The 15,961-nt window shown below is 70.9% G+C and carries 15 protein-coding genes; 5 read left to right on the plus strand and 10 right to left on the minus strand.

Annotation, left to right across the window (positions count from 1 at the left end):
* Nucleotides 1-19 precede the first annotated feature (19 nt).
* The gene (locus ACFYZZ_RS30160) at nt 20-817 is read left to right on the plus strand and encodes a maleylpyruvate isomerase family mycothiol-dependent enzyme (RefSeq protein ID WP_389182428.1); all 798 of its coding nucleotides are present in this window, start codon (nt 20-22) and stop codon (nt 815-817) included.
* Nucleotides 818-880: 63 nt separating this feature from the next.
* Here ACFYZZ_RS30160 and ACFYZZ_RS30165 read toward each other — a convergent pair whose 3' ends face one another.
* The 7 genes from ACFYZZ_RS30165 to ACFYZZ_RS30195 form a co-directional block, all read right to left on the minus strand.
* Nucleotides 881-1,567, minus strand: a complete 687-nt coding sequence (locus ACFYZZ_RS30165) for an LAETG motif-containing sortase-dependent surface protein (protein WP_389182431.1) — start codon at nt 1,565-1,567, stop codon at nt 881-883.
* Nucleotides 1,568-1,728: 161 nt separating this feature from the next.
* The gene (locus tag ACFYZZ_RS30170) at nt 1,729-2,853 is read right to left on the minus strand and encodes an LOG family protein (protein ID WP_389182434.1); all 1,125 of its coding nucleotides are present in this window, start codon (nt 2,851-2,853) and stop codon (nt 1,729-1,731) included.
* A 37-nt stretch (nt 2,854-2,890) separates the two neighbouring features.
* Entirely contained in the window at nt 2,891-3,298 is a 408-nt protein-coding gene (locus ACFYZZ_RS30175) for a VOC family protein (protein WP_389182437.1), read from the minus strand.
* A gap of 128 nt (nt 3,299-3,426) precedes the next feature.
* Entirely contained in the window at nt 3,427-4,797 is a 1,371-nt protein-coding gene (locus ACFYZZ_RS30180; protein ID WP_389182440.1) for a hypothetical protein, read from the minus strand.
* Nucleotides 4,779-5,519 carry an ABC transporter ATP-binding protein gene (locus ACFYZZ_RS30185; RefSeq protein ID WP_389182443.1) on the minus strand — a complete coding sequence of 247 codons (741 nt, stop codon included), beginning with the start codon at nt 5,517-5,519 and terminating at the stop codon, nt 4,779-4,781. Before ACFYZZ_RS30185 ends, ACFYZZ_RS30180 begins: the two co-directional genes overlap by 19 nt.
* Before the next feature lie 191 nt (nt 5,520-5,710).
* Nucleotides 5,711-7,075 (minus strand): aspartate aminotransferase family protein, encoded by a 1,365-nt coding sequence (locus tag ACFYZZ_RS30190; RefSeq protein WP_389182446.1) that lies wholly within the window; start codon nt 7,073-7,075, stop codon nt 5,711-5,713.
* 2 nt (nt 7,076-7,077) lie between these two features.
* Nucleotides 7,078-7,599, minus strand: coding sequence for an Lrp/AsnC family transcriptional regulator (locus tag ACFYZZ_RS30195; RefSeq protein ID WP_185149123.1), 522 nt, complete (start codon nt 7,597-7,599; stop codon nt 7,078-7,080).
* 170 nt (nt 7,600-7,769) lie between these two features.
* On the opposite strand from ACFYZZ_RS30195, the gene ACFYZZ_RS30200 reads away from it, so the two are divergent.
* A complete protein-coding gene (locus ACFYZZ_RS30200; RefSeq protein WP_389182450.1) occupies nt 7,770-9,209 on the plus strand; it encodes a gamma-aminobutyraldehyde dehydrogenase in 1,440 nt (479 codons plus the stop codon).
* 173 nt (nt 9,210-9,382) lie between these two features.
* Nucleotides 9,383-10,576 carry a PotD/PotF family extracellular solute-binding protein gene (locus ACFYZZ_RS30205; protein ID WP_389182453.1) on the plus strand — a complete coding sequence of 398 codons (1,194 nt, stop codon included), beginning with the start codon at nt 9,383-9,385 and terminating at the stop codon, nt 10,574-10,576.
* A gap of 87 nt (nt 10,577-10,663) precedes the next feature.
* On the opposite strand, the gene lpdA is transcribed toward ACFYZZ_RS30205, so the two are convergent.
* Complete coding sequence (lpdA, locus tag ACFYZZ_RS30210; protein ID WP_389182456.1) at nt 10,664-12,076, minus strand: dihydrolipoyl dehydrogenase; 1,413 nt, start codon at nt 12,074-12,076, stop codon at nt 10,664-10,666.
* On the opposite strand from lpdA, the gene ACFYZZ_RS30215 reads away from it, so the two are divergent.
* Nucleotides 12,068-12,415, plus strand: a complete 348-nt coding sequence (locus tag ACFYZZ_RS30215; RefSeq protein ID WP_389182694.1) for an FAD-dependent oxidoreductase — start codon at nt 12,068-12,070, stop codon at nt 12,413-12,415. The genes lpdA and ACFYZZ_RS30215 overlap by 9 nt on opposite strands.
* Here ACFYZZ_RS30215 and ACFYZZ_RS30220 read toward each other — a convergent pair.
* Both ACFYZZ_RS30220 and ACFYZZ_RS30225 read right to left on the minus strand, forming a co-directional pair.
* The gene (locus tag ACFYZZ_RS30220) at nt 12,312-13,001 is read right to left on the minus strand and encodes a response regulator (RefSeq protein ID WP_389182459.1); all 690 of its coding nucleotides are present in this window, start codon (nt 12,999-13,001) and stop codon (nt 12,312-12,314) included. The two genes, ACFYZZ_RS30215 and ACFYZZ_RS30220, sit on opposite strands and share 104 nt — an antisense overlap.
* A 102-nt stretch (nt 13,002-13,103) precedes the next feature.
* Nucleotides 13,104-14,813 carry a SulP family inorganic anion transporter gene (locus tag ACFYZZ_RS30225; protein WP_389182461.1) on the minus strand — a complete coding sequence of 570 codons (1,710 nt, stop codon included), beginning with the start codon at nt 14,811-14,813 and terminating at the stop codon, nt 13,104-13,106.
* 237 nt (nt 14,814-15,050) lie between these two features.
* On the opposite strand from ACFYZZ_RS30225, the gene ACFYZZ_RS30230 reads away from it, so the two are divergent.
* Complete coding sequence (locus ACFYZZ_RS30230) at nt 15,051-15,956, plus strand: universal stress protein (RefSeq protein ID WP_389182464.1); 906 nt, start codon at nt 15,051-15,053, stop codon at nt 15,954-15,956.
* The last annotated feature ends 5 nt before the right edge of the window (nt 15,957-15,961 follow it).

The following is a 15,961-nucleotide window of genomic DNA, read 5'->3' on the forward strand; positions in this document are numbered from 1 at the left end:
CACCCCTAGGGTGACGGACATGACTTTGCTCGCACATGACCGTTACTGCGACGAAATCGCTCACCAGGTGGGGCAGTTGAGGGCCGTGCTGTCCTCCGGCACGGACCTCGCCACCACCGTGCCGCCCTGCCCGGACTGGTCGCTGGAGGACCTCGTACGTCATATGGGCGGCGCCCTGCGCTGGGTGGACGCCCTGGTGCGCGGCCGGGCGCAGGAGAACATCCCGTGGGAGCGGATCCCGCTGGCCGGCGGACCCGAGGAGCGGGGCGACGCGGCGGCCCTGGACAAGTGGCTGGCTCAGACCGGCGAGCTGGTCGTCGGCGCGCTGCGCGAGGCCGGGCCGGACACCGAGGTGTGGAGCTGGCAGGGGAACGCGACCTCCGGCTTCTGGGCCCGCCGCATGACCCACGAGATCACCGTCCACCGCGCCGACGCGACGCTCACCGCCCAGGTGCCCTACGAGGTGGCGCCCGAGATCGCCGCCGACGCGCTCGACGAGTGGCTGGACATCGCCCTGTTCTTCCAGCAGATCCGCGGCCAGGAAGAGGCCTTCCGCCTGGACGGACCCACGCGCACCATCCACCTGCACGCCACGGACGCCGACCCCGCCCTGAACGCCGAGTGGCTGGCGGAGTTCGGCGCGGACGGCATCCGCTGGTGGCGCGGCCACGAGAAGGCCACCGTCGCCCTGCGCGGCCCGCTCACCTCGGTGCTGCTCGCCTTCTACCGGCGGCTGCCACTGGACGCCCCCGGCCTGGAGGTGCTCGGCGAACGCGAGGCGCTGGAGTTCTGGCTCCAGCGGGCCACCTTCGGCTGAGCACGACCACGGCCCGCCCCCTGGGGATCGGGGACGGGCCGCGGCGATGTGCGAAGTGAGGCCTCAGCGGCCGCTGCCCGCCCCGCGGCGGCGCATGCCGAGGTAGACCGCGCCACCGCCGACGACGACCAGGGCGCCCGCGACACCGGCGATCAGACCGGTGTTGGAGTTGGCACCGGTCTCGGCGAGGTTCGAGTCACCGGCCGCGGGGGACGGCGCGTTGCCCGGCGCGCCCGCCGGGGCGGAGCTGCTCTCGGAGGCCGACGGAGTCGGGGTGGAGGTGGACGCCGACGGCTTCGGCTTCGGCTTCGGGGTGGCCGGGGGTGTCGGAGTCTGGGACTCCTCCTTCTTGCAGGCCGTCGACGGGGTCAGCAGGTCCGGCTTGATGTCCTCGTCGACCTGGTCGCCGGCCTTGACGTGGATGCGGTAGGTGGCGTTGGGCTTCCACTTCTCCTGGAAGTTCACCGTGGTGCCCTTGGCGGAGCCCTTGATGTCCTGCGGCTCGCCGACCTGCTTCTCGACACCGGCGGCGTTCTTCGAGAAGACGGTGATCGTGGCCGGGGTGCCGGAGGGGTCCTTGTCGGTGACGACGATGACGCCCTTGTTGCCGTCGCACTGGGCTTCGGCGGAGAACTCAGTGATGTCGCAGGCGAGCGCCTGGCCGGCGACACCGAGGGCCAGCGCGGCGGAGGCGGAGGCAACACCCAGGATGTGCACGGAACGGCGTGCGCTACGGCGGGTTATGGACAAGGTTTGTCCTTTACAGAGTGCAGAACTGCGGGGGGCTGAGGGGGAGATGGGACGACGGATGAGGTGATGCCCCAGCACCCCCAGGAGGCTCACAGGTTTATAAGCGCTCCATAAGAGTGTCAATGCATATGCCTGTGGCGGCCGTTGGCTTTGCCTGCTTATTAACTGCAGAGACGTTTCAACACCTCAGGAGCCTGCTCGATCCGGTCAACGAGGGCGATACGGGACTCCATGGACCGCCCCCGCGCCAGCGACTGCAGCAGCGGCCAGGTCGGCAGCTCCCGCGTCCAGTGCTCCTCGTTCACCAGCACCATGGGCGTGGGCTCGCCCCGCGACTCGTAGTAGTTCGGCGTCGCGTTGTCGAAGATCTCCTGTACGGTGCCGGCGGCGCCCGGCAGGAACACCACCCCGGCGGTGGAGCGGGCCAGCAGGCCGTCCTCGCGGGTGGCGTTGGCGAAGTACTTGGCTATGTGCGCGGCAAAGGCGTTCGGCGGCTCGTGGCCGTAGAACCAGGTGGGGATGCCCACCGACTCCCCGCCGCCGGGCCAGCGTTCGCGCACCTCGAAGGCGGCCCGCGCCCAGTCGGTGACGGACGGCCGGAACGAGGGTGCCTCGGCGAGGACTCGGAGCGCCTCCTCCAGCATGCCGTCCGCGAAGGGGGCGGCGTAGGCGCCGAGGTTGGCCGCCTCCATCGCGCCGGGGCCACCGCCGGTGGCGACCGTGAACCCGGCGCGCGCCAGCTCCCGGCCCAGCCGGGCGGCACCGGCGTACGCGGCCGTGCCGCGGGCCATCGCGTGGCCGCCCATGACGCCCACCACCCGGGCGTCGGCGAGGAGTTCGTCCAGGGCGTCGGAGACGGCGTCGTCGTGGATCGCGCGCAACATGGAGGCGAACACGTCACCGTCGGCCTTGGTGCGCTGGAACCAGGCGTAGGCCCGCGCGTCCGGCGTCGCCTCGTAGCCCTCCTCCAGCGACTCGAACAACTCCTCGGGTGAGTAGGCGAAGCCGCGGTACGGGTCGAAGGGGAGCCCCGGGACCGGCGGGAACACCAGGGCGCCGGACGAGCGGACGTGGGCGGCCGCCTCGGGGTCCATCGGGCAGCCGAGGAAGACGGCGCCCGTGGTGTCGAGGGTGAGCAGAGTCTTCGTACGGTCCGTCAGATCGACGGCCTGGACGCGGTGGTGGGCCAGCGAGCCGTGCTCGGCGACGACCTCGTCGAACTCGGCCAGGGACTCGATCTCGCGGTCGTGGGAGCCGTCGAACGGCTGGGCGGGTGTCGGATGCACCCGCCCATGCTAGGCACGTCTGTGCGAACGGACCGGGTCAGCCCTGAACCGCCGCCGGGTCCATCCACATGACCTCCCAGGTGTGGCCGTCGAGGTCGTCGAAGGCGCGGCCGTACATGAAGCCGTGGTCCTGCGTCTCGCCGCTGGGCTTCCCGCCCGCCGCGATCGCCTTGTCCACCAGCTCGTCGACCTTCTCGCGGCTCTCGGCGCTCAGACACACCAGCACCTCGCTGGACGTCGTCGAGTCGACGATCTCCTTCTTCGTGAAGTTGGCGTAGTGCTGCTTGCTGAGCAGCATCGCGACGATCGTGTCGCTGATCACGACGCAGGTGCAGTCGTCGCTGCTGAACTGGGGGTTGATCGTGTAGCCGAGCGCGGTGAAGAACTTCTTGGACGCCTCGACGTCGGCGGTGGCCAGGTTCACGAAGATCATCTGCTGGTACATGGGGGTCTCTCCCTCGGGTCCGTGCGCTTGCTGCCGTTCGCTGGGATAGACGCCGGGCCGCCGCGTAACTCATCGGCGGCCGGAGATTTTTCTCGGGAGATTTTTCGGGGGACCGTCTCGACCGGCGCTCAGTGGGCCATCGGCAGCGCCGCCAGGTTGGCGATCACCAGAGTGAGCGGGCCGAACACGGCGAGCAGGGCGGCCGCGCGGAGGGCGGCGGCGCCGCGCAGCATCGCGGCGGGGGCGCCGAGGCGCAGCAGCGCGGCGATGGTGTCGGCGCGGCACTGGCGGGCCTCGGTGGCCGCCGTCAGCAGCGTCGCCACCGTGCTCCCGGTGACCACGAGCGCGCCGAGGGTCGTCAGGGGGCCGAAGGAGGGGTCGGGGCCGTCGTACAGGACGGTCAGGGCGTAGGCCGCGGACGCCACCGCGCACACCACGCCGAGGGGGCGGCCGATCCGGGTGGCCTCCGCCATCAGGACCCGGCCGGCCAGCAGCCTGAGGGCGCCCGGACGGACGGACTGCAGGACGCGCCCGCACAGATGGGTGAGGCCGGGGGAGGCGAGGACGAGCCCGAGGGCGGTCAGGACCCAGCCGACCAGCACGGTGAAGGCCTCGACCGGCAGGTCGGTGAGGTCGGGGGCGGGAGTGGTGCGCCCGGCGTAGGCCTGCACGGCGAGGCCCGCGGCGACGGTGGCGATGCCCCAGGGGAGGCCGACGGGGGCTTCGCGGGGCGGCGGGAGGGTGGCGGGGAGGCCGGCTTGGTCGGCGTCGTCCTGATCCGGCACCTCGGAATCGGCGCCCCCAGGGGAAGTGGCCTCGGGCAGGGCCTGCTGGGCGGTCTCCGTCCTTCCGGCGGCGCCGCGCGCCCCCGCGGGGGCGAGCAACCGCGCCCCGAACCTCCCGTACGCCCCGAACGTCTCGCGCGGTGCCGAGTGGCCGTACGCACCGAAGCGGCCGAAGGCGCGGGTGGCCTTGGCGGGTCGGCGCGGGTCCCGGGGGCGCAGGGCGACGGCCACCGTCGTCGATGCGAACACCGGGACAAGGGCCAGCAGGGTCAGGGCCGCCGGCAGCGGGAGGGGCTGGTCCGCGGCCAGGAACCGGGCCGCCGCGCCGTCGAAGGGCATGCCCGTCAGATCGCCGCGCAGATGCAGGAAGACCAGCAGCGCCAGCATGGAGCCCAGGGCGGCGGACAGGGCCGTCGTCAGCGCCGAGATCGCCATCAGCTGGGCCGGGCCGAGGCCGACGGCCGACAGGCCCTGCCGAGGTCGGGTGCCGGGGTCCGTGCGGGCCACCGCGAGCGCGAAGTACACGGTGGCGGCGAGCGGGACCAGGCACCAGACCAGGCGCAGCACGGCCGCGCCCGGGGTCTGCGGGTGGCCCAGCGCGTAGCCCAGGGCGCCGAGCAGCAGGAAGCCGGTGCCCCCCGAGGCGGCGGCGACCAGCAGGCGGCGCAGCTGGACGGCGGGCCGGGCCGCGCGGGTCAGGCGGAGAGCGAGCACGCGGCCCGGCCTTCCGTCTCCGGGGTGTCCGGCAGGTGCACGGTCTTCACGCGGCGCCCGTCCAGCAGGGAGAGCGCGCGGTCGGCGAGGGCCGCGGTGTCGGAGTCGTGCGTGGCGAGCACGACGGTGATGCCGTGCGAGCGGGCCGCCGTGGTGAGCGTGCGCAGCACATGGGCGCGGTCGGCGCGGTGCAACGGGGCCGTCGGCTCGTCCGCGAAGAGGATCGTGGGCCCGGGGGCGAGCGCGCGGGCGATGCACACGCGCTGACGCTCCGCCTGCTGCAGCTCGTGCGGGCGTCTGCGGGCCCGGTCGCCGACGTCCAGCCGCTCCAGCCACTCCAGCGCGGCCACCTTGGCCCGGCGGCGGCTGGTGCCGCGCAGCATCAGCGGGAGGGCGGCGTTCTCCCAGACGTTCAGCTCCGGTACGAGCACGGGGGACGGGTCGATCCAGCCGAAGCGGTCGCGGCGCAGCCGTTCACGGGCCATCGGCCCCAGCGTGTGCAGGGGCGCGCTGTTGAACCAGACCTCGCCCTGCTGCGCCCGCACCAGACCGGACAGGCACCTGAGGAGCGTGGTCTTGCCGCTGCCGCGCGGGCCGCTGACGGCGAGGATCTCGCCCTGCTGCACCTCGAGCGAGACACCGGCCAGGCCGGGCGAGCCGTCGCGGTGCGTGAAGTGCAGGGAGCGTGCCCACAGCACGTCGTTGTCCGGCGGGGCCTCCATGGGCGTACACCTCGGTTCTGATCCGTTGTTCCCTTGCTCCGTCCCCCGTCCGGGGGAACGAAGGCTGGGCCGATCGGTCACTGGAAACCTAGGCAGCCGGTACCGGGAGGCCGGACAGCACACGGCCCCGGGCCGCCGTTCTCACTCGAACGGACGGCACCGGGGCCGGCGTTGATCATCCAGCCGGATGATCAGAGCTTGGTCCACGCCTCCGTGAGGGTGGCCCGCAGGATCTGCTCGATCTCGTCGAAGGTCTCCTGGTTGGAGATCAGCGGCGGGGCGAGCTGGACGACCGGGTCACCACGGTCGTCGGCGCGGCAGTACAGGCCGTTCTCGAACAGCGCCTTGGAGAGGAAGCCGTACAGGACGCGCTCGGTCTCCTCCTCGTTGAAGGACTCCTTGGTGTGCTTGTCCTTCACCAGCTCGATGCCGTAGAAGAAGCCGTTGCCGCGGACGTCGCCGACGATCGGCAGGTCGTGCAGCTTCTGCAGCGTGGAGAGGAACGCGGACTCGTTGTCGAGGACGTGCTGGTTGAGGCCCTCGCGCTCGAACAGGTCCAGGTTCGCCAGGCCCACCGCGGCCGACACGGGGTGGCCGCCGAAGGTGTAGCCGTGCAGGAAGGTGTTGTCGCCCTTGTAGAACGGCTCGGCGATGCGGTCGGAGACCACGCAGGCGCCGATCGGGGAGTAGCCCGAGGTCATGCCCTTGGCGCAGGTGATCATGTCCGGGACGTAGCCGAACTTGTCGCAGGCGAACATCGTGCCCAGGCGGCCGAAGGCGCAGATGACCTCGTCCGACACGAGCAGCACGTCGTACTGGTCGCAGATCTCGCGCACGCGCTGGAAGTAGCCGGGCGGGGGCGGGAAGCAACCGCCGGCGTTCTGCACGGGCTCCAGGAAGACCGCGGCGACGGTGTCCGGGCCCTCGAAGAGGATCTGCTGCTCGATCTGGTCGGCGGCCCAGCGGCCGAAGGCCTCCGGGTCGTCGCCGAAGATCGGGGCGCGGTAGATGTTGGTGTTCGGGACCTTGTGCGCGCCCGGCACCAGCGGCTCGAAGGGGGCCTTCAGGCCCGGCAGGCCGGTGATGGACAGGGCGCCCTGCGGGGTGCCGTGGTAGGCGACCGCGCGGGAGATGACCTTGTACTTGGTCGGCTTGCCGGTGAGCTTGAAGTACTGCTTGGCGAGCTTCCAGGCGGTCTCGACCGCCTCGCCGCCGCCGGTGGTGAAGAAGACCTTGTTCAGGTCGCCGGGGGCGTAGTCGGCGATGCGCTCGGCCAGCTCCACGGCCTTCGGGTGGGCGTAGGACCACACCGGGAAGAACGCCAGCTCCTGGGCCTGCTTGAACGCGGTCTCGGCGAGTTCCGTGCGGCCGTGACCGGCCTGGACCACGAACAGACCGGCGAGACCGTCGAGGTAGCGCTTGCCCTTGTCGTCGTAGATGTAGGTGCCCTCGCCCCGGACGATGGTCGGGACGGGGGAGTTCTCGTACGAGGACATGCGGGTGAAGTGCATCCACAGGTGGTCGTACGCGGTGCGGCTGAGGTCCTTCTGGGTCACGGTTATCGGGTTCCCCACATGTAGGTCTGCTTCTTCAGCTTCAGATAGACGAAGCTTTCGGTGGAGCGCACCCCGGGCAGGGCCCGGATGCGTTTGTTGATGACGTCCAGCAGGTGGTCGTCGTCCTCGCAGACGATCTCGGCGAGGATGTCGAACGAGCCCGCGGTCATCACCACGTACTCGACTTCCGACATGCCGGTCAGCGCGTCCGCGATCGACTCGACATCGCCCTCGACGTTGATCCCGACCATCGCCTGCCTGCGGAAGCCCACGGTGAGCGGGTCCGTGACGGCGACGATCTGCATCACGCCCTGGTCCAGCAGCTTCTGGACGCGCTGGCGCACGGCCGCCTCGGACAGGCCCACGGCCTTGCCGATCGCGGCGTACGGCCGGCGGCCGTCCTCCTGGAGCTGCTGAATGATGGCGAGGGAGACGGCGTCCAGCTGGGGACTGTTGCCGTTCCTGGACTCGCGGGACGAGTCCCTCTGGTCTGCGCTTCGACTGGCCACGACCTCACTGTGCACGACGTCTCGATGGTTTCGCAAGGCCGTAGCGATGAAATTCGTTGTTTGCGGGTCTCAGTCTTGCGGATTTCGCAGAAGTGGCTGCGGCGGGGGTGTTGAAAACGTGGGGGCGACGACTAGGGTGGGTGTCTCAGTGATCGGACAGCTTTAACCAGACCAGGAGGCCGGCAGTGAGCACCGAGCTGCGTCGTCTGCGCAACTACATCGACGGTGAGTTCCGGGACGCCGCCGACGGACGGACCACCGAGGTGGTCAACCCCGCGACGGGCGAGGCGTACGCCACCGCCCCGCTGTCCGGACAGGCGGACGTGGACGCCGCCATGGCGGCCGCCGCCGCGGCCTTCCCGGCCTGGCGTGACACGACCCCCGCCGAGCGGCAGAAGGCCCTCCTGAAGATCGCGGACGCGTTCGAGGAGCGTGCCGAGGAACTGATCGCGGCCGAGGTGGAGAACACGGGCAAGCCGACCGGGCTGACCCGCTCCGAGGAGATCCCGCCGATGGTCGACCAGATCCGCTTCTTCGCGGGTGCGGCCCGGCTGCTCGAGGGCCGCTCGGCCGGCGAGTACATGGACGGGATGACCTCGATCATCCGCCGCGAGCCGGTCGGCGTCTGCGCGCAGGTCGCGCCGTGGAACTACCCGATGATGATGGCGGTGTGGAAGTTCGCCCCGGCCATCGCCGCGGGCAACACGGTCGTCCTGAAGCCCTCGGACACCACCCCCGCCTCGACCGTCCTGATCGCCGAGATCATGGGCTCGATCCTGCCCAAGGGCGTCTTCAACGTCATCTGCGGCGACCGTGACACCGGCCGCGCGATGGTCGAGCACGACACCCCGGCGATGGCCTCCATCACCGGCTCCGTACGCGCCGGCATGTCCGTCGCCGAGTCCGCCTCCAAGGACCTCAAGCGGGTCCACCTGGAGCTGGGCGGCAAGGCCCCGGTCGTCGTCTTCGAGGACACCGACATCGCCAAGGCCGTCGAGGACATCTCGGTGGCGGGCTTCTTCAACGCCGGCCAGGACTGCACGGCCGCGACCCGCGTCCTCGTCCAGGAGTCCATCCACGACGAGTTCGTCGCCGCGCTGGCGAAGGCCGCGTCCGAGACCAAGACCGGTCAGCCGGACGACGAGGACGTCCTCTTCGGCCCGCTCAACAACCCCAACCAGCTCAAGCAGGTCTCCGGCTTCATCGAGCGCCTGCCCGCCCACGCCAAGGTCGAGGCGGGCGGCCACCAGGTCGGAGACAAGGGCTACTTCTACGCCCCGACCGTCGTCTCCGGCCTGAAGCAGGACGACGAGATCGTCCAGAACGAGGTCTTCGGCCCGGTCATCACCGTCCAGTCCTTCACCGACGAGGACCAGGCCGTCCAGTGGGCCAACGGCGTCGAGTACGCCCTCGCCTCCTCGGTGTGGACCAAGGACCACGGCCGCGCGATGCGCATGTCCAAGAAGCTCGACTTCGGCTGCGTGTGGATCAACACCCACATCCCGCTGGTCGCCGAGATGCCCCACGGCGGCTTCAAGAAGTCCGGCTACGGCAAGGACCTGTCGGCGTACGGCTTCGAGGACTACACGCGGATCAAGCACGTGATGACGTCGCTGGACAGCTGACACACCCGGCGCGCGGCCCCGGACGGGTTCACCTCCCCGTCCGGGGCTGCGCTCTTTCGCCGTACGGCGCCGCTCGCTCTTACGGCACTGATCGACAAGGTGTCGGGTCCCACCCGGTGCGATCGACGCAGCGTCGATTGTCCGTGTGCGGGGCCTCACGGCATCCTGCCTTGGTGCCCCAGACAACCTCGCTTCCGCGTCCCGTCTCCCGCCGTTCCCTGCTGCGCGCGCTCGGCGGCACCGCCGCGCTCGGCGCCCTGGCCGGCTGCGGGGTACCCGCCGCCTACGTCGAGCCCGGCGACCGTGCCGTGACCGACGTGTCCGCCACCGACAAGAAGCTGACCTGGGCGAACTGGCCGCTGTACATCGACACCGATGACGACAACCCCAACAAGCGGCCCACGCTGGAGGCCTTCGGGAAGCGCACCGGCATCTCCGTCGACTACGTCGAGGAGATCAACGACAACGACGAGTTCTTCGGCAAGATCAGCCCTGCGCTGATGAACCACCAGTCGACCGGCCGCGACCTGATCGTCATCAGCGACTGGATGTGCGCGCGCTTCGTCCGCCTGGGCTGGGTGCAGCGGATGGACCGCGCCCACCAGCCCAACGTGGCGAAGTACCTGGACCCGCTCCTGCGTTCACCGGCCTTCGACCCGGGTCGCAGGTTCACCGTGCCGTGGCAGTCCGGCATCACCGGCATCGCGTACAACCGCCGCAAGCTCGGCCGCGAGATACGCCATGTCTCGGACCTCTGGGCGAGCGACCTCAAGGGCCGCGTGACCCTGCTCTCCGGTCTGGACGAGTCGTTCGCGCTGCTGATGCAGGGCAACGGCGTGGACGTCACCAAGTGGACCGCGGACGACTTCCACCGGGTCTGCGACCAGGTGGAGCGCGAGGTCCACCGGGGCCAGATCCGCCGCTTCACCGGCAACGACTACACCAAGGACCTGGTCAGCGGCGACGTCCTCGCCTGCCAGGCCTACTCGGGCGACGTCATCCAGCTCCAGGCGGACAACCCCGACATCCGCTTCCTCGTCCCCGAGGAGGGCGCCGAGCTGTGGTCGGACTCCCTGATGATCCCCAACCGGGCCCGCCACAAGACCAACGCCGAGCACCTGGTCGACTACTACTACGACCCCGAGGTCGCCGCGAAGCTCGCCGCATGGGTCAACTACGTCTGCCCGGTCCCGGCAGCCAGGGATGTGCTGGCGGCGTCCAAGGACAAGGACACCGCGGCCCTGGCCGACAACCCCCTGATCTTCCCGGACAGCACCATGCGCAAGCGGCTGGCCATCGCCCGGGACATCACCTCCGAGGAGCGGGTGGAGTTCGCCAAGCGGTGGAACCAGATCGTGGGGTTGTAGGTCTGGGGATCTCCTCTGACGATGCCTCACTTCGATGCAGGTGCGACGCCATGCAGCGTAGGGCCGTAGCGTGGCTCTGGCGGTGGCTCACATGTTGATCATGTGGCCGGCCAGGCCGTGTACGGCCTCCTTGACGGCCTCGCCCAGGGTGGGGTGGGCGTGGACGTTGCGGGCGACCTCGTGGACGGTGAGGTCCCACTGCTGGGCCAGGGTGAGTTCCGGGAGGAGTTCGGTGACGTCGGGGCCGATCAGGTGGCCGCCGATCAACTCGCCGTACCTGGCGTCGCTGATGAGCTTGACGAAGCCGGTGGTGTCGCCGAGGCCGTGGGACTTGCCGTTGGCGGTGAAGGGGAACTTGGCGACCTTGACGTCGTGGCCGAGGTCGCGGGCCTGGGCCTCGGTGTAGCCGAAGCTGGCGATCTGCGGCCGGCAGTAGGTGGCGCGGGGGATCATCGCGTAGTCGAGTTCCATGGTCTCGGCGTCGGCGATCGTCTCGGCGGCGATCACACCCATGGCCTCGGCGGCGTGCGCGAGCATCAGCTTCGCGGTGACGTCGCCGATGGCGTAGAGGTGCGGGACGGAGGTGCGGCAGCGGCCGTCGACGTCGATGGCGCCGCGGTCGGTGACGCGCACGCCGGTGTTCTCCAGGCCGTAGCCTGTCACGTTGGGGGCGAAGCCGATCGCCTGCAGGACCTTGTCGGCCTCCAGGACCTGCGGGGTGCCGTCCTTGCCGGTGACGGTGACGCGGACCTGGGGCCCGGAGTCGTCGATGGCGTCGACGCGGGTGGAGGTGAGGACGTCGATGCCCAGCTTGCGGTACTGGCGGGCGAGTTCGGCGGAGACCTCCGCGTCCTCCAGCGGGGCGATGCGGTCCAGGAACTCGACGACCGTGACCTTCACGCCGTAGTTGTGCAGGACGTACGCGAACTCGATGCCGATGGCGCCGGCCCCGGCGATGACGATCGACTGCGGCAGATCCTCGGCGAGGATCTGTTCCTCGAAGGTCACGACGCGCGTGCTGCGTTTCGTGCCGGGGAGCAGTTTGGGGGTGGCGCCGGTGGCGATGATGCAGTGGTCGAAGCCGAGGGTGCGGGTCTCGCCGTCGTAGCCGGTGACCTGGAGGGTGTGCGGGTCGAGGAAGGCGCCGCGGCCGTCGTACTCGGTGATCTTGTTCTTCTTCATCAGGTAGTGGACGCCCCTGACGCGGCCGTCGGCGACCTTGCGGCTGCGGCGGTAGGCCTCGCCGTAGTCGAAGGAGACCTGGCCGTCGACCTTGATGCCGAAGGTCTTGGCTTCGCGAGTGAAGATGTGGGCGAGTTCGGCGTTGCGCAGGAGGGCCTTCGTGGGGATGCAGCCCACGTTCAGACAGACGCCGCCCCAGTACTTCTCCTCGACGACGGCGACGCGTTTGCCCAGCTGGGCGGCCCGGACGGCGGCGACATAGCCGCCGGGCCCGGCTCCTAGTACGACGACATCGAATCGCTCGTCCTGATCGGCCATGGGTCGTTCCTCTTCCCGCTCCGTGGTGTCCGATCAGTATCGACAAGCGACCACTCGCTCCTCGGCCACACCCTCTATCGGCGGCCCGCGCTGGACGGGCGACTGCACTGGGCGTCGACCGAGACGGCGACCGACCATGCCGGACACATCGAAGGCGCCCTCGCTGCCGGAGAGCGAGCAGCACACGCCGTACTTGCGGCGACCGACGTCAGGCCGGACCCGGCGGTGCGGGCCGTCAGGCCTGGTCGCCGTTCTGTTCGAGGTGTGAGGCCAGGACCGCTGCCTGGACCCGGCGCTGTACGCCCAGCTTGGCCAGCAGGCGGGAGATGTGGTTCTTGACGGTCTTCTCGGACAGGTACAGCTTGTTGCCGATCTCGCGGTTGGTCAGGCCGTCGCCGATCAGGGCGAGGATGTCGCGTTCGCGCGGGGAGAGGCTCGCCAGCTCGGGGGGCAGCGCGGGGGTCTCGGCGGGGCCGGCGCGCAGGGACCGCATGAGGCGGGCGGTCGTCGCGGGGTCCAGCAACGACTGGCCCGAGGCGACCGTGCGGACCGCCGACACCAGGTCGGAGCCCTTGATCTGCTTGAGGACGTACCCGGACGCCCCGGCCATGATCGCGTCGAGCAGGGCCTCCTCGTCGTCGAAGGAGGTCAGCATCAGGCAGGCCAGTTCCGGCATCCGGCTGCGCAGCTCACGGCAGACCGAGATGCCGTCGCCGTCGGGCAGGCGGACGTCGAGCACGGCGACGTGCGGGCGCAGCGCCGGGCCGCGGGTGAGGGCGTGCTCGGCGGTGTCCGCGTCGCCGACCACGGAGATGTCCGGCTCGGCGTCGAGCAGGTCGGCCAGGCCGCGTCGTACGACCTCGTGGTCGTCGAGCAGGAACACCCGGATCGGGTGCTGCTCGGTGAAGGTGCGTTCCTCGGTCATCACGACCCCTCGTTCCCCGGTCGGGGCAGCCTGAAATATGCCCCTGAGGTCGATCATCGTCCGTCGGCGCCGTACGCACCAGGGCCGACCGGCCCTACTCGTTCAGTGGGAGCGGCTCCAGTCCCGGTACGCGGCCACCGCCGTGGGCAGAGTCGGGAAGATGTGGTCGGCGCCGACGGACTCCGCGAGGCCGTACGACTTGAGTTTGTCCAGCAGGTCCTGTTTGACCCGGGCGAGGGCGAAGACGATGCCTCGGCCCGTGAGCTCCTGGCGCAGGTCCTCCACGGCGTCCAGGGCCGTGATGTCGACCTCCACGTTGGCCTCGGTGTTGAGGAGGAACCATCGGACGGGTTCGGTCTGTTCGTCCACGGCTTCCAGCGCCCGGCGCCGGAAGTCCTCCGCGTTGGCGAAGAACAGGGGCGAGTCGTAGCGGTACACGAGCAGACCGGGGACCGTGCGCGCCTCCGGGTAGTCGTCGACGTCGTGCATGCCGGCCACCCCGGGGACCAGGCCCTCGACCGCGTCGTGGGGCCGGGCCACCCGGGCCAGCAGCTCGGCGATCGACAGGCCGACGGCCACGAGCACCCCGTACAGGATGTCCAGGGCGAGCACGCCCGCCAGGCAGCCCAGGGCGAGGAACAGCTCGCGGCGCCGGAAGGAGGCGAGCCGGCGGAAGCCCGCGAGGTCGATCATGTGGGCGGCGGCGTAGACGACGAGTGCGCCGAGCGCGGCGGAGGGCATGCGGGACAGGAAGGGGCTGAGGAACAGCAGGACGGCCAGCACCGCCGCCCCCGCGATCAGCGAGTACAGCTGGCTGCGGGCGCCCGCGGAGGACGCGAGTGCCGTACGGCTGGCGCTGCTGCTGACCGGGAAGCCGTGTAGCACACCGGCGCCGAGGTTGGTGGCGCCCAGGGCGAGGAACTCCCGGTCGGCGTCGAGCGCGTTCTGGTCGCTGCGGTCCGCGAACGCCCGCGCGGTGAGGATCATGTCGGTGTACGCGACCAGCAGCACACCGAGTGCGGGCAGCACCAGGCCCGGCACCTCGGAGAGATCCGGCAGCGCGAGGTCCGGGAGGCCGGAGGGCACGGTGCCGATCACTGCGACGCCGTAGCGGCCGTCCAGGTCGAAGACCACGACGGCCACCGTGGCGAGGACCACGGCGAGCAGCGGTCCGGGGAGCGCCGGGAAGAAGCGGGCGACGGCGAAGAGGAACACCAGTACGGCGGCGGAGAGGGCCACGGTCGCCAGGTGGGCGTCTGCCAGATGAGTGAAGAAGGACCACAGCTGGGGGAAGAACTCCGTGCCGCTCGTCCGCACACCGGTGAGCCTGGGCAACTGGTCCACCGCCATGATCAGGGCCACGCCCGCGAGATAGCCGACCAGGACCGGGCGGGAGAGCAGGTCCGCGAGGAAGCCCAGCCGGATCGCCCGGGCCGCCAGGCACAGCAGTCCGACCGTGACGGCGAGGGCGGCCGCCAGCGAGGCGTAGCGGCTCGGGTCGCCGGTGGCCAGGGGGCCCACCACCGTGGCCGTCATCAGGGCCGTCGTGGACTCCGGACCGACCGACAGCAGGCGTGAGGAGCCGAGCAGCGCATAGAGGCCGAGCGCCGGGAGGATCGCCCAGAGTCCGGTGACCGGGGGCAGACCGGCCACGCCCGCGTACGCCATGCACTGCGGTACGAGGTACGCGGCGACCGTCATGCCCGCGGGCAGGTCGCCCCGGAGCCGGCTGCGCAGGCGGGCGAGGAGTGCGCCGGGCCCGGGCACGGGACCGCGCAGCCCCGGAACCCGCCCGGCCCGTCCTTTGGCCATGCGTAGACCTCCGCCGTCCGCCCTCAGGATCCACCGGGGCACCAGCCGACGCGAGGCTTACGGGCGCCCCTCGCCCCCCATCACCCTCGCGGCTGCCTGCCCCCCGCTTCCAGGGCCGGTCGGTCCCGGCCGGGGACGAGTGGCCCCTGCTTCCGGCGGCACCGCACGCAGGACGGTGGACGTGGTGGAAGTGATTCCTCGCCCCTGAGTGATTCCTCGCCCCTGGAGGTGGAGAGCATGACCCGACCGGTCACGGTAGGTCTCGACGGCTCGCCCGAGAGCCGGGCCGCAGCGGAATGGGCGGCCCGTGAAGCAGTGCTGAGGGGCCTGCCTCTGAAGATCGTCCATGTCTGGGAGCCCGCGCCCGAGCTGATCGGCCAGGCGCAGCTGCTGGGATGGGAGACCCACCCGTACTGGACCGAGCGGGTTCCGCGTGAGTCCGCCGAGGGCATCCGGCTGCGCCACCCCGGTCTCGACGTGACCGCCGAGCAGTGCACCGGGATGCCGGCCGACGTGCTGTGCGAGGCGGCGGAGGCCGCTGAGCTGCTGGTGCTCGGCTCGCGGGGCCTCGGCGGGCTCGGCGGGTTCATGACGGGCTCGGTCAGCCTGTCCGTCATCGCCCGGGTCGAACGCCCCGTGGTGCTGGTCAGGGCCGGCGAGCAGGCCGCCGACGAGCACCGGATGGACCCGGCGGGCGTGCCCTCGGCCGCGGCACCCTTCCGGCCCGTCGTTCTCGGCCTCGACACCAGGGACCCCGACGAGACACTGCTCGAGTTCGCCTTCGACGCCGCCGCCCGCCGCAAGGCCCCGCTGCGCATCGTGCACGCCTGGAACCCGCCGCCCTCCGAGCCGTACGCCCTGTCCGCCGGCTACGACCTGAGGGGATCGATCGCGCGGAGCGAGGCCGACGTCCTGACCGAGGTGGTGCGCCCCTGGCGGCACAAGTTCCCGGACGTGGAAGTGACCGAGGCGAGCCGGGCCGGCAATGCCGCACCCGTCCTGGTCGCGGCCTCCCGCGACGCCTCCCTGGTCGTCGTCGGCCGGCGCATCCGCACCAGCCGGCTCGGCGCCCGCATCGGCCATGTCACCCACGCCGTCCTGCATCACGTCGACGCTCCCGTCGCCGTGGTCGCGCACGGCTGACTCCG

It is taken from the genome of Streptomyces sp. NPDC001816 (genome assembly GCF_042892235.1).
Classification (GTDB): Bacteria; Actinomycetota; Actinomycetes; order Streptomycetales; family Streptomycetaceae; genus Streptomyces.

Excerpts from the sequence above, each read along its gene's own strand:
- ACFYZZ_RS30160 (WP_389182428.1), top strand. The coding sequence starts at position 20 with ATGACTTTGCTCGCACATGACCGTTACTGCGACGAAATCGCTCACCAG.
- ACFYZZ_RS30175 (WP_389182437.1), bottom strand. The coding sequence starts at position 3,298 with ATGTACCAGCAGATGATCTTCGTGAACCTGGCCACCGCCGACGTCGAG.
- ACFYZZ_RS30185 (WP_389182443.1), bottom strand. The coding sequence starts at position 5,519 with ATGGAGGCCCCGCCGGACAACGACGTGCTGTGGGCACGCTCCCTGCAC.
- lpdA (WP_389182456.1), bottom strand. The coding sequence starts at position 12,076 with ATGGCCGATCAGGACGAGCGATTCGATGTCGTCGTACTAGGAGCCGGG.
- ACFYZZ_RS30220 (WP_389182459.1), bottom strand. The coding sequence starts at position 13,001 with ATGACCGAGGAACGCACCTTCACCGAGCAGCACCCGATCCGGGTGTTC.
- ACFYZZ_RS30225 (WP_389182461.1), bottom strand. The coding sequence starts at position 14,813 with ATGGCCAAAGGACGGGCCGGGCGGGTTCCGGGGCTGCGCGGTCCCGTG.
- ACFYZZ_RS30230 (WP_389182464.1), top strand. The coding sequence starts at position 15,051 with ATGACCCGACCGGTCACGGTAGGTCTCGACGGCTCGCCCGAGAGCCGG.